Source organism: Halomonas sp. 25-S5 (assembly GCF_029889845.1).
In the GTDB taxonomy this organism is placed as follows: domain Bacteria; phylum Pseudomonadota; class Gammaproteobacteria; order Pseudomonadales; family Halomonadaceae; genus Halomonas.
Genome location: NZ_JARANV010000009.1, coordinates 82,969 through 95,651 on the forward strand (window position 1 = coordinate 82,969; position 12,683 = coordinate 95,651).

The window sequence follows — 12,683 nt, forward strand, 5'->3', positions numbered from 1 at the left end:
ATGCTCGATCGCTGGACCATGCCGCTGACCCAGGGCCCGCTGTCGGCGCTGGCCCGCGGCCTCGCCAGGCTCAGGGTCCGCCCCGATCAGGTGACGGTCACGGCCTTCCTGGTGGGGATGCTGTCTCTGCCGCTGCTGGCCCTCGGCTGGTACCTGCCGGCGCTGGTGGCGATCCTGCTCAACCGTCTGGGCGACGGGCTGGATGGTGCTCTGGCCAGGCTGACGGGGGAGGCGAGCGATGCCGGGGGCTTCCTCGACATCGGCCTGGACTTCGTCTTCTACGCGGCGGTCGTGCTGGGCTTCGCCCTTGCCGACCCGGCAGCCAATGCCCTGGCGGCGGCCTTCCTGCTGTTCGCTTTCATCGGCACCGGGACCTCCTTCCTGGCCTTCGCCATCATGGCCACGCGCCATGGCTTGGAACGGCCACGCTTCCAGCAGAAGGCCTTCTATTACCTGCACGGCCTGACCGAGGGCACGGAGACCGTGCTGGCCTTCGTGCTCTTCTGCCTGTTTCCCGGGCACTTCCCGCTGCTGGCGATGGTCTTCGGCGGGGCCTGCCTGGTGACCACCGCGATGCGGCTCTGGGGCGGTCATCGCACCCTGCGGGCCTTCGAGCACGAGGGCCCGAAACGACCGCGCGCCTGAACGACGAAGGGGCAGCCCTTGGCTGCCCCTTCGTGATCCCGGTTTCGCCTGTCGGCGGCCGGTGCGGTCGGCACGAGATATCAGTGCTCGTGGTCGCCCTCGCCGTGCACGTGGCCGTGCTCGACTTCTTCCTCGCTGGCCTCGCGGACCTCGGCGATTTCCACGTCGAAGTTCAGCGGCTGGCCGGCGAGCGGATGGTTGCCATCGACGGTGACGGTGTCGCCCTCGATCTTGGTCACGGTGACCATCAGCGGACCGCCTTGGGTCTGGGCTTGGAACTGCATGCCCGGCTCGACGTCTTCGACGCCTTGGAAGGCGTCACGCGGCACTTCCTGCACGAGCTGAGGCTGGACGTCGCCGTAGCCCTCTTCCGGGGCAACCTTGGCCTCGAGCTTGTCGCCGGTGGCGCGACCTTCCAGCTGCTTCTCGAGGCCCGGAATGATGTTACCTGCGCCGTGGAGGTAGGTCAGTGGCTCGCGGCCTTCCGAGCTGTCCAGCACTTCACCTGCATCGTTGGTCAGGGTGTAGTGGAACGCGACAACGGAATTCTGCGCAATCTGCATTGATGAACCTTTCGGTGAGTGCATGTAGCGCGACATGGTAACGCGGCAGTCAAGCGACTGTCAGGGGCATGGAGGAAATTCAGGATGTGAGGGCCGATCCTGAGTCGCATTCACGCCTTTCCGGTCCCGGGGCGGGGACTTTCGGACGGTTGCGTGGCCTACCGGGCAGGGATACCCTTGCCGGAGTCCGATTTCCCGATTCCCTTCGATCGACCCTTCCCTAGTCTTCGATCGACCCTTCCCTGGAGAGTGCCATGACCTTGACCCTGATCTGGCTGATCGCCTTCGCCGTGCTCCTGTATCTCTTCCTCAAGCGCTGGGAGGCCTCCGTCAGCGGTATTCTCGACACGCTGCTGCCGGCCGTGCTGCGCAGCGAAGATGATCGCTGGATATGGAGCCCGGCCCTGGCGGTGCTCGGCGCCACCTTCATCGTGCGCCCCGTGGACATGCTGTTCACCGTGATCGTGATTGGCCTGGTGGCACTGATCGCCACCAAGCTGGCCGGCTGGGCCATGAACAAGGTCGACCTGCACTGAGGATGTCCCGGTCACGCCGGCTGTCGCCACCGGAACGAAGAAGGCCCGCGGATCGCTCCGCGGGCCTTCTTTATTGACGGCCGCCCATGCGGCCAGGGCTGCCCTCAGTAGGGGGCCACGCTGACGCTGCTGCCGCTGCCGATCAGGCGCACGCGCTGGCCGACCTGGAAGTTCTGGTCCGCCTTCTGGACAACGACCACGTTCTGGCCGTTATCCTGGCGAATCTCCATTTCCCAGGCGGTGATGCGGTTGGTCGCCTCCTCGACCTTGGTGCCCGCGACGGCGCCGCCGATGACGCCGGCCACGGTGGCCAGCTGGCGCCCTGTGCCGCCGCCCACCTGGTTGCCGAGGATGCCGCCGATCACGGCACCGCCGCCGGAGCCGAGCAGGCCCCCGGCCCGACTGTCGGCCTGGATCTGCACCTGGCGCAGGGCGGTGATGGTGCCGAAGGTCACGGTCTGGGCCGACTTGGCCTGGTTGCCGCTGTAGACGTTGCCCGAATAGGGCGCGGTGTTGGCGCAGCCGGCCAGGGTCAGGACGCCGATGGCCAGAACGGGAAGAAGGCGTTTCATGCAGGATCTCCTTGATGTCCGTGACGAACACTCGGTCCCGGGATGGTGACCAAAGGTTAATGGACGGTGTTCTTTAACGAGTCTACCCACTGCGAACCGGCTTGGCCAGCGCGCCGGACTTTCTGGCCACGAGTGTAGCGTCGCCATGCGGCCAATAATATGAAAAAAGGGAGGTCTATCGGCCTCCCCAAGGTTTCCAGTGGTTACCGCCAGCGGCTTCAGCCGAACTGGTTCATGGTGTTGTCCTTGCCGCCGGCCTTGAGCGCCGCATCGCCGTGGAAGAACTCCTTGTGGTCGTCACCGATGTTGGAGCCGGCCATGTCTTGGTGCTTGACGGTGGCGATGCCCTCGCGGATCTCCTTGCGCTGCACCCCGGCCACATAGGCCAGCATGCCCTCGTCGCCGAAGTAGCCCTTGGCCAAGTTGTCGGTGGAGAGGGCCGCGGTGTGGTAGGTCGGCAGGGTGATCAGGTGGTGGAAGATGCCGGCCTCGCGGGCAGCGTCGCGCTGGAAGTTGCGGGTCCACTCGTCGGCCAGCTGCCCGAGCTCGGTGTCGTCGTACGTGGCGTTCATGAGGTCGGCGCGCTCGTAGGCTGAGACGTCCTTGCCTTCCGTCTCCCAGGCGTCGAACACCTGCTGGCGGAAGTTCAGGGTCCAGTTGAAGGACGGGCTGTTGTTGTAGACCAGCTTGGCATCCGGGCAGACCTCGCGGATGCGGTTGACCATCCCGGCGATCTGGCCGACATGGGGCTTCTCGGTCTCGATCCACAGCAGGTCGGCACCGTTCTGCAGGCTGGTGATGCAGTCCAGCACCACGCGGTCCTCGCCGGTGCCCGGCTTGAACTCGTAGAGGCCGGAGGCCAGGCGCTTGGGCTTGACCAGCTTGCCGTCCTGCTTGATCACCACGTCGCCGTTGTTGATGTCGGAGGCCGAGGCGATCGCGTCGCCATCGAGGAAGCCGTTGTACAGGTCGCCGAGGTCGCCGGGCTCGTGGGTCACGGCGATCTTCTGGGTCAGGCCGGCGCCCAGGGAGTCGGTGCGGGCAACGATCACGCCGTCCTCCACGCCGAGTTCCAGGAAGGCATAGCGCACGGCGTTGATCTTGGCGATGAAGTCCTCGTGGGGCACCGTGACCTTGCCGGCCTGGTGGCCGCACTGCTTCTCGTCGGAGACCTGGTTCTCGATCTGGATGCAGCAGGCCCCGGCCTCAATCATCTTCTTGGCCAGCAGGTAGGTGGCCTCGGCGTTGCCGAAGCCGGCGTCGATGTCGGCGATGATCGGCACGACATGCGTCTCGAAGCCGTCGATCTTCGCCATGGCCTCGTCGGCCTTCGCCTGGTCACCGGCCTTCTTGGCCTCGTCCAGGTCATGGAACAGGTGATTGAGTTCCCAGGCATCGGCCTGGCGCAGGAAGGTGTAGAGCTCCTCGATCAGGCCCGGCACGGTGGTCTTCTCGTGCATGGACTGGTCGGGCAGGGGGCCGAACTCGGAGCGCAGGGCGGCGACCATCCAGCCGGAGAGGTAGAGGTAGGAACGCTTGGTGGTGCCGAAGTGCTTCTTGATGGAGATCATCTTCTGCTGGCCGATGAAGCCATGCCAGCAGCCCAGCGACTGGGTGTACTGCGCGGTGTCGGCGTCATAGGCCGCCATGTCTTCGCGCATGATCCCGGCGGTGTGGCGGGCGATGTCCAGGCCGGTCTGGAAGCGGTTCTGCACCCGCATGCGGGCGGCATGCTCGGGGTTGATGTTGTCCCACTTGCCCTGCTGGGCTTCGCGCAGTTGAGCCAGAGCCTTGAGTTCGTCTTTGAATGTCGTCATGGGCCATCCTTCGGGTCAGGAGTGGAAGCTCGTGATCGCGATGTCGGGAAAAACCGGTGTCGCGGCCGCTGGAATCGCCTGCTGCACCATTCGGCAATGCCTTATGCTGCATCTGCGAAGAACTGTCAGGGTCGAACAGATGCCGGGGCTTGTCTCTACGGCCTTGGTCGAACCTCGGGGAGGGTGTGCCAGCCGATCTGCCTGACCCCTTCGGGCCGCTGGTAAACAGCTGTTTTACCCTCGCCATGGAAGCCACTATGGCCCCTGATGGCGGGCTTCAGCAATTGATCCTTGGGGGGAGAGGGCGTTGTAACTCGACTACAGGACGGTGCGGGGAGAGGCCTTTCCTGTAGTCGAGTTTCCGCGCGGAAGCAGGGGGTCGCGATTCAAGCGCCGAGGGGAAGGCGCATATTGCGGTGCGCAATACCGGCCTCGAGGAAGTCGTCACCGAAGGCCCTGAACCCCAGGTGTTCGTAGAACGTCAGGGCGTGGGTCTGGGCGGCGAGCTCCACCGTGTTATGGCCGTCGCGGCGGGCGGCCTCGATGGCGGCCCGCATCAGGGCCGCGCCGATCCCCAGGCCGCGGGCCTGGGCGAGCACGGCCACCCGACCGATATGGGCATCGGGCAGCAGCCGGGCGGTGCCCAGGGGAATGCCGTCGTGCAGGGCCAGGAAGTGGCGACAGTCGGGGTCGCGGCCGTCCCACTCCTCCTCTTGAGGCACCTGCTGCTCCTCGATAAAGACCACCCGGCGGATCTCGCTGGCCTCGGCGCCTAACGCGTCCCAGCTGCCCTCTTTAATGGCCAGCTCTGTCTCTTTCACTTCGTCTCTCCTGGTGACACATTGTTTTCCTTGCTCCTTGCTCCTTGCTCCTTGCTCCTTGCTCCTTGCTACTCCTCCAGCTCGTCCGCCCAGGCCAGGCTGCCGATATCGAGCAGGCGGGCGAGCAGCTCGGCGGCACCGGGCAGCGCGAGCAGGCCCTCGTCCAGCGGGGCATCGGAGGCTACATGCCGGGCCAGGGGCAGGGGGCAGTTCAGTCCGTCGCCATCGGCGAAGAGGGTTGCGCGGTCGTCGTCCAGGGCCCGCCAGGCGAAGCGCGAACCGGGGCTGCGTGCCAGTTCCTCGCCCTCCTGAAGGGCGGCGACAAGGTCCTCTACCTCGGTCGGCGTCTCGGTGGGGACCAGCTGGTCGACGTACTTGGGCTGGGTCATCACGCGGCCGAACCACTGGGCCAGCTGGGCCGGGTCGTCCAGGGTCTCCAGGATCAGGTGGCGCATGCGGGCCACGGCGTCATCGTCGAGCTCGGCGGGGTCCTTGGGCGGCGTCATGCCGGCATCGGCGTAGCGCCTCGATGCCGGCAGCTGCTCACCGCGATAGTCGGCAAACGAGGTGATCGCCTCGTCCGCGGAGGGCGCGCGGAAGCCCACCGAGAACGTCAGGCAGTCGTCGGTCTGGCTGACGCCATGGTGCGCCCAGGCGGGCGGCAGGTAGAGCATGTCGCCCGGTTCGAGAATCCAGTCATCGCCAGGGGCCACTTCGAAGCGTTCGAGGATGCGCAGGTCGATGCCATCGAGGATCGGGGCGTCGTCGCCGACCTTGCCGCCCAGCTGCCAGCGGCGCTGGCCGCTGCCCTGCAGCAGGAAGACGTCGTACTGGTCGACATGCGGGCCGACGCTTCCGCCTGGGGGGGCGTAGCTGATCATGATGTCGTCGAGTCGCCAGCGGGGCAGGAAGTCGAAGGCCTCGAGTAACTCGGCCACCTCGGGCACGTAGTGGTCGACGGCCTGGACCAGTAGGGTCCAGTCGCGCTCGGGCAGTGTGGCGAAGGTGACCTCATCGAAGGGGCCGTGGCGGACCTGCCAGGCGCCGTCGGCACCGTGCTCCTCCACCAGACGGGCCTCGACGCCCTCCTCGCAGGCGAGCCCCGCCAGCTCATCCGGGTCCAGTGGGCACGCGAAATCGGGAAAGGCGCCGCGGATCAGCAGCGGCTTCTGCTGCCAGACGTCGCGCAGGAACTCGGCGGCGGTCAGGCCGCCCAGCATGGGCAGCGGCGCATCGGAGTTCATAGCTTCCTCGCCTGCTCTTCGGCGTTGCCGATATAGGTCGCCGGGGTCAGCGCCTTCAGTTCTTCCTTTACGGTCTCGGGAAGCTGCAAGGTGTCGATGAAGGCTGCGAAGCCGGTCTGGTCGATGCGCTTGCCGCGAGTCAGCTCCTTGAGCTTCTCGTAGGGCTTCTCGATGCCGTAGCGGCGCATCACCGTCTGGATCGGCTCGGCCAGCACCTCCCAGCTGGCATCGAGGTCCTCGGCGATGCGCGCCGGGTTGGCCTCGAGCTTGCCGATGCCCTTGAGCGAGGCCTGGTAGGCGATCAGGCCATAGGCCAGGCCGACGCCCAGGTTGCGCAGCACCGTGGAATCGGTGAGGTCGCGCTGCCAGCGGGAGATCGGCAGCTTCTGGGCCAGGTGGCCGAGGAGGGCATTCGCCACCCCCAGGTTACCCTCGGAGTTCTCGAAGTCGATGGGGTTGACCTTGTGGGGCATGGTCGAGGAGCCGATCTCGCCCTCGACGGTCTTCTGCTTGAAGTAACCCAGCGAGATGTAGCCCCAGACGTCGCGATCGAAGTCGATGAGGATGGTGTTGAAGCGGCACACCGCGTCGAACAGCTCGGCGATGTAGTCGTGAGGCTCGATCTGGGTGGTATAGGGGTTGAAGGTCAGCCCCAGCCCCTCGACGAAGCTGCGGGCGTTGGCTTCCCAGTCCACCTCGGGATAGGTGGCCAGGTGCGCGTTGTAGTTGCCGACCGCGCCGTTGATCTTGCCCAGTATCTCGACGCCCTCGATCTGCGCGAGCTGGCGGCGCAGGCGGTAGGCGACGTTGGCCATCTCCTTGCCCAGGGTGGTGGGGCTCGCCGTCTGGCCGTGGGTGCGCGAGAGTATCGGCTGGGCGGCGTGATCATGGGCCAGGCGGGCGATCTCGTCTGCCACCCGGTGCATCACCGGGAGCAGGGCGCGGAGTCCGTCGGTCAGCATCACGCCGTGGGAGAGGTTATTGATGTCCTCGCTGGTGCAGGCGAAGTGCACGAACTCGGTGACGGCGTGCAGCTCCGGCTGGCCGGCGATCTTCTCCTTGATGAAATACTCCACCGCCTTGACGTCATGGTTGGTGGTGCGCTCGATGGTCTTGATGCGTTCGGCGTCCTCTACGGAGAAGTCGCGCAGCAGGGCCTCGAGGAAGGCGGTGGCCTCGGCGGAGAGCCTGGGTACTTCGGTGATCTGCGGATGCTCGGCAAGGCGCTGGAGCCAGCGAATCTCGACGATGACCCGGGCGCGGATCAGGCCGAACTCACTGAAGTGCTCGCGCAGGGCCTTGGCCTTGCCGGCGTAGCGGCCATCGATGGGGGAGAGAGCAGTCAGGGCGGAGAGGGGCAGGGAAGCGGCGTGCATGGTCGGATTCCGGTCAAGGGAAGTGGAAGGGGCTCAGCCCAGCTGTTCCAGGGTCTTCTTCAGGGCGCCGCGCTGGAAGACCAGCTTCCAGCGTCGGCCCCCTTGCTGGTGCCAGAGCAGGGCGAAACGGATGCCGGCGAGCAGGATGGCGCGGACCCGCTCGGGCATCATGCGACTCTGCAGCAGCGAGGGGTCGCCCTGGACGACGATGCGGGTCTTGAAGGTCGAGAGGGTTTCCTGATAGGCCTCGCCGAGGCTGGCGATGACGTTCTCGTGGGTCTCACCGAAGTGCTCGGCCTGGCCCTGGATACGGGTCAGGCGCGTGCCGAGGTCATCCATCAGGGCGTCGTTGCCGCGCAGCTTGTTCATCAGCATCAACAGCGAGAAGCCGTAGCGCAGCACCACGGGGTTGACCTGCTGGCGGCCGACCACGCCCTCGAGCACGTCGAGGCCGCGGCGCAGGTTGTTGGGATGGCCGCCGTAGATCGCCTCGAAGCTCTCTGGGTTGGTGTCCAGGGTGGCACGGATCAGGGTTTCCCAGGCGCGCGACTCGACCTGGCCGGTGCGGGCGAGCTCGTCGACCAGGCTGGCGGCCTGGAAGACACCGGCCAGCGCCAGGGCCTGACGGGCGACCGGGGTATCCGGCGCGCGGTGGATCGGGGTCGAGTCGGTCATGAGGCAGGCTCCGTGGTGTTCCAGGTCTCGCGGATGACCCCGCCGCCGAGGCAGATCTCGCCATCGTAGAGGACCAGCGACTGACCAGGGGTGACGGCGCGCTGGGGCTCATCGAAGCCCACCTCCACCCCGCCGTCGGCGGTGACGCGCATCCGGCAGGGCACGTCGGCCTGGCGGTAGCGGGTCTTGGCGGTATAGCGGCCCTCGGCGGCGGGTGGCGTGCCGGCCACCCAGTCCATGGCCTCGGTGACCAGCGCGTCGGTGTAGAGCAGCGGGTGATGCTTGCCCTGTACGGCGACGAGCACGTTGCGCTCGAGGTCCTTGGCGGCGACGTACCAGGGCGCGTCCGGATGGTCGGCGAGACCGCCGATGCCGAGCCCCTGACGCTGGCCGAGGGTGTAGTACATCAGCCCCATGTGCTCGCCGATGACCTCGCCCTCGGGGGTCTCGATCATGCCGGGCTGGGCGGGCAGATACTGTTTGAGGAAGTCGCGGAAGCGGCGCTCGCCGATGAAGCAGATGCCCGTCGAGTCCTTCTTGCGCGCGGTGATCAGGTCATGGCGCTCGGCGATGGCGCGCACCTCGGGCTTCTCCAGCTCGCCCACCGGGAAGAGGGTTCGGGCGATGGCAGCCTCGGGGACGGCATGCAGGAAGTAGCTCTGGTCCTTTTGGGGGTCGAGCCCCTTGAGCAACCTCGGACGAATGTCGCCCTGCCCCTGGCGCACCCGCCCTTGACGAACATAATGGCCGGTGGCGATCTTCTCGGCGCCGAGCATTTCGGCGTACTCCAGGAACACCTTGAACTTGATCTCGCGGTTACAGAGGATGTCCGGGTTCGGCGTGCGCCCCGCCTGGTACTCGGCCAGGAAGTGCTCGAAGACGTTGTCCCAGTACTCGGCGGCGAAGTTGGCGGTGTGCAGCCGGATACCGAGCTTCTCGCATACCGCCTCGGCGTCGGCCAGGTCGGTCTTGGCGGTGCAGTACTCGGTGCCGTCGTCCTCGTCCCAGTTCTTCATGAACAGGCCCTCGACGTCGTAGCCCTGCTCCAGCAGCAGCAGGGCGGACACGGAGGAGTCGACGCCGCCGGACATGCCGACGATCACCTTGACTGGGGTGGCGGTCATGGGCGCTCTCGAATCGGGTATGGCTCAAATGGGCGGGGATTATACATGATCTTGCCGCCAGGCGCCGAGAGGCGAGCTACAAGCTCCAAGGAGCAAGGAGGCTCGTTACTTTCTGCTTTCTGCTTGAGCCTCGGCTTGGCCGCTTGGCCGCTTGGCCGCTTGGCCGCTTGGCCGCTTATCTTTCGTGAATCACGTCCATGGGGTAGAAGCGGCTCGCCAGGGCATCGCGGACACGCCGCAGCACCAGCGGGCTGCGCAGCCGGCCTTCCCGGTCCAGCGCCTCGAGCTCGTCGAGGGTCAGCCAGTGCACGGCGAGGATGGCCGGGTCCAGCTCATTGCCCAGGTGGGCCAGCGCCATGCCGAAGAAGCCATGGCTGTGGAAGGTCAGGCCATCCGGTGTGTGGTAGATATACATGCCCAGGTAGTCGGTGATGCCCACCTGCCAGGCGGTCTCCTCGCGCAGTTCGCGCAGGGCGCCCTCCTGGATACGTTCGCCGGGCTCCAGATGGCCGGCGGGCTGGTTGAAGAGGGTCTCGGCTCCGCCACGATCCTCCTCTACCACCAGGAAGCGCCCGGCCCGCTCCACCACGGTGGCCACGCTGATGAAGGGCTGCCAGCGGCTCATCGGCGGCCTCCTCTTGCTGGGCCCCGGTGAGCACCTGCTGGCGGCCTGCGCGGGGCGTGAAGCGTCTCCCGTCGCCACTGCCCGGGGGCCAGGCCATCCAGGCGCCAGGGGCCGATGGCCACCCGCACCAGCCTCAGGGTGGGGTGACCGACATGGGCGGTCATGCGGCGGACCTGGCGGTTGCGGCCCTCGGTGATGGTCAGCTCGAGCCAGGTGGTGCGTGGGTGGCGTCGCGTCTTCAGGGGCGGGTCGCGCTCGGGCAGCCCGCTCTCGGTCAGGCGCTGCACCTTCGCGGGCCGGGTCCTGCCCTCCTTGAGCGCGACGCCGTCGCGCAGTGCCTGCAGGGCGACCTCAGTGGGCTCGCCTTCTACCTGCACGCGGTAGGTCTTGGGCTGCTTGTGGCGGGGGTCGCTGATGCGATGGATCAACTCGCCGTCGTCGCTGAGCAGCAATAGCCCCTCCGAATCGTGGTCGAGTCGACCCGCCGGATAGATATCCGGCACGTCGATGACGTCGGCCAGGGTCGCGCGGCGCTCCCCGTCCTTGGCCTTCCGGTCGGTGAACTGGGAGAGCATGCGATAGGGCTTGTGCAACAGGTAAAGGACACTCATTCGACCAAAGTCTTGCTACCATGGATTGTCGACAAATCTGACGTCAAGCCTACTCCGCTCCGGAGGGTGAATGCTATACTCCGCGCACCACTGAACAGACCAGAACAGACCAGACAGGGGAGTTCTCAATGGGGTTCCAGAAAATCGTCCTGCCCGAGGGCGGCCAGAAGATTACCGTCAACGCCGACAATACGCTGAACGTGCCGAATGAGCCGGTCATTCCGTTCATCGAGGGCGACGGTATTGGTGTCGACGTGACGCCGGCCATGAAGATCGCCATCGACTCTGCCGTGCAGAAGGCTTATAACGGCGAGCGCAAGATCCACTGGATGGAGGTCTACGCCGGCGAGAAGGCCACCCAGGTCTATGACGCCGACACCTGGCTGCCGGAAGAGACCCTGGAGGCGGTCAAGGACTATGTCGTCTCCATCAAGGGGCCGCTGACCACGCCGGTGGGCGGCGGCATCCGCTCCCTGAACGTCGCCCTGCGCCAGAAGCTCGACCTCTACGTCTGCCAGCGTCCGGTGCGCTGGTTCGAAGGCGTGCCGAGCCCGGTCAAGAAGCCGGCCGACGTGGATATGGTCATCTTCCGCGAGAACTCCGAGGACATCTACGCCGGCATCGAGTGGAAGGCCGGTACCCCGGAGGCCGACAAGGTCATCAAGTTCCTGCGCGAGGAGATGGGTGTCCAGAACATCCGTTTCCCCGAGAACTGCGGCATCGGCGTCAAGCCGGTCTCCGTCGAGGGCACCAAGCGTCTGGTGCGCCAGGCCCTGCAGTACACCATCGACAACGACCGCGAGTCGCTGACCCTGGTGCACAAGGGCAATATCATGAAGTTCACCGAGGGGTCCTTCAAGGACTGGGGCTATGAGCTCGCCAAGGAGGAGTTCGGCGCCGAGCTGCTCGACGGCGGCCCCTGGATGACCATGAAGAACCCCAATAACGGCAAGGAGATCGTGGTCAAGGACGTCATCGCCGACGCCATGCTGCAGCAGATTCTGCTGCGTCCGGCCGAGTATGACGTCATCGCCACCCTGAACCTCAACGGCGATTACATCTCCGATGCGCTGGCGGCGGAAGTGGGCGGCATCGGCATCGCGCCGGGCGCCAACCTGTCCGATACCGTGGCCATGTTCGAGGCCACGCACGGCACGGCACCCAAGTACGCCGGCCAGGACAAGGTCAACCCGGGCTCACTGATTCTCTCCGCCGAGATGATGCTGCGTCACATGGGCTGGGTCGAAGCGGCCGACCTGGTGCTCAAGGGCATGGAGAAGGCCATCTCCAAGGGCGAGGTCACTTATGACTTTCATCGCCAGATGGACGATGCCAAGCTTCTCAAGTGCTCCGAGTTCGGCCAGGCCGTCGCCGACAACATGTGAGTCGCGACGCTGGACCCGGGGCCCCCGTCCGCCGCCCGGCGGACGGGGGCCCTTGCGTTGAGGCGTCCTGGTGGCGAACAGAGGCGGTGAACCCTGCCGGTATGATGGCGTCCAATCACGGTTGAGATAATGGACGGCCTCCGGCTTGTCGAGATGGATAGTGGCCCTTATGTTCAGTAGAGACGATGAGGTGGCGTGGCGAGTGGCCATGGTGGCCACGCGGGGGGGCATGACCCGGCCGCCGGGCCCCGAGGAGGACGACGGCGACCTGGCGGTGCAGCATGCCGACCCGGAAGTGGCGCGTCCCCCCTTGTACAAGGTGGTGCTACACAACGATGACTTCACGCCCATGGAGTTCGTGGTCGAGGTGCTGCAGACCTTCTTCCACATGGACAGCGAGACCGCGGTGCAGGTGATGTTGACCGTGCACACGCGGGGCAAGGCCACCTGTGGTGTCTTTACCCGCGATATTGCGGAAACCAAAAGCCATCAGGTCAATCAATATGCAAGAGAGTGTCAGCATCCGCTGCTGTGCGACATCGAGGCGGCGGACTGAGCGGCATGGTCGAAGAGGGACAGCGACGGTCCTGCGTTGAAGGGAGACTTGCAACGGCGCCGTTTGTACCCGATGTTGATGATGCCGGACCATGAATGATCCGACGCGAAGCCCTGGGCGGCGAGAAGGGGAC

14 protein-coding genes are annotated in these 12,683 nt (G+C 66.0%); 4 read left to right on the forward strand and 10 right to left on the reverse strand.

Going from position 1 to position 12,683, the window contains the following annotated elements; translation table 11 throughout:
* Complete coding sequence (locus OP498_RS08660) at positions 1-645, forward strand: CDP-alcohol phosphatidyltransferase family protein (protein WP_280547588.1); 645 nt, start codon at positions 1-3, stop codon at positions 643-645.
* 80 nt (positions 646-725) lie between these two features.
* Here OP498_RS08660 and OP498_RS08665 read toward each other — a convergent pair whose 3' ends face one another.
* Positions 726-1,208 carry a peptidylprolyl isomerase gene (locus OP498_RS08665; RefSeq protein ID WP_280547589.1) on the reverse strand — a complete coding sequence of 161 codons (483 nt, stop codon included), beginning with the start codon at positions 1,206-1,208 and terminating at the stop codon, positions 726-728.
* A gap of 254 nt (positions 1,209-1,462) precedes the next feature.
* Between OP498_RS08665 and OP498_RS08670 the strand changes: the two genes are divergently transcribed.
* Positions 1,463-1,744: a hypothetical protein gene (locus OP498_RS08670; RefSeq protein ID WP_280547590.1), complete on the forward strand. Its 282-nt coding sequence runs from the start codon at positions 1,463-1,465 to the stop codon at positions 1,742-1,744.
* A 104-nt stretch (positions 1,745-1,848) separates the two neighbouring features.
* Here the strand turns inward: OP498_RS08670 and OP498_RS08675 are convergent, their stop codons facing one another.
* The 9 genes from OP498_RS08675 to OP498_RS08715 form a co-directional block, all read right to left on the reverse strand.
* Entirely contained in the window at positions 1,849-2,316 is a 468-nt protein-coding gene (locus OP498_RS08675) for a glycine zipper 2TM domain-containing protein (RefSeq protein WP_280547591.1), read from the reverse strand.
* Positions 2,317-2,534: 218 nt separating this feature from the next.
* Positions 2,535-4,133 carry an isocitrate lyase gene (locus OP498_RS08680; RefSeq protein ID WP_280553252.1) on the reverse strand — a complete coding sequence of 533 codons (1,599 nt, stop codon included), beginning with the start codon at positions 4,131-4,133 and terminating at the stop codon, positions 2,535-2,537.
* A 386-nt stretch (positions 4,134-4,519) separates the two neighbouring features.
* Positions 4,520-4,954, reverse strand: a complete 435-nt coding sequence (locus OP498_RS08685) for a GNAT family N-acetyltransferase (RefSeq protein WP_280553253.1) — start codon at positions 4,952-4,954, stop codon at positions 4,520-4,522.
* 68 nt (positions 4,955-5,022) lie between these two features.
* Positions 5,023-6,198 carry a cupin domain-containing protein gene (locus OP498_RS08690; protein WP_280553254.1) on the reverse strand — a complete coding sequence of 392 codons (1,176 nt, stop codon included), beginning with the start codon at positions 6,196-6,198 and terminating at the stop codon, positions 5,023-5,025.
* Positions 6,195-7,559: an adenylosuccinate lyase gene (purB, locus tag OP498_RS08695; protein WP_280547665.1), complete on the reverse strand. Its 1,365-nt coding sequence runs from the start codon at positions 7,557-7,559 to the stop codon at positions 6,195-6,197. The genes OP498_RS08690 and purB overlap by 4 nt, the downstream gene beginning before the upstream one ends.
* 48 nt (positions 7,560-7,607) lie before the next feature.
* Positions 7,608-8,249 (reverse strand): high frequency lysogenization protein HflD, encoded by a 642-nt coding sequence (hflD, locus tag OP498_RS08700; RefSeq protein ID WP_280547595.1) that lies wholly within the window; start codon positions 8,247-8,249, stop codon positions 7,608-7,610.
* Complete coding sequence (mnmA, locus tag OP498_RS08705) at positions 8,246-9,373, reverse strand: tRNA 2-thiouridine(34) synthase MnmA (protein WP_280553255.1); 1,128 nt, start codon at positions 9,371-9,373, stop codon at positions 8,246-8,248. The genes hflD and mnmA overlap by 4 nt, the downstream gene beginning before the upstream one ends.
* A gap of 175 nt (positions 9,374-9,548) precedes the next feature.
* Positions 9,549-9,998, reverse strand: coding sequence for an NUDIX hydrolase (locus OP498_RS08710; protein ID WP_280547597.1), 450 nt, complete (start codon positions 9,996-9,998; stop codon positions 9,549-9,551).
* A complete protein-coding gene (locus OP498_RS08715) occupies positions 9,995-10,609 on the reverse strand; it encodes a pseudouridine synthase (RefSeq protein WP_280547598.1) in 615 nt (204 codons plus the stop codon). Before OP498_RS08715 ends, OP498_RS08710 begins: the two co-directional genes overlap by 4 nt.
* 128 nt (positions 10,610-10,737) lie before the next feature.
* On the opposite strand from OP498_RS08715, the gene icd reads away from it, so the two are divergent.
* Together icd and clpS are read left to right on the forward strand one after the other, a co-directional pair.
* Complete coding sequence (icd, locus tag OP498_RS08720; RefSeq protein WP_280547599.1) at positions 10,738-11,994, forward strand: NADP-dependent isocitrate dehydrogenase; 1,257 nt, start codon at positions 10,738-10,740, stop codon at positions 11,992-11,994.
* Between the two features lie 208 nt (positions 11,995-12,202).
* Positions 12,203-12,550, forward strand: a complete 348-nt coding sequence (gene clpS / locus OP498_RS08725) for an ATP-dependent Clp protease adapter ClpS (RefSeq protein WP_348533111.1) — start codon at positions 12,203-12,205, stop codon at positions 12,548-12,550.
* Positions 12,551-12,683 lie beyond the last annotated feature (133 nt).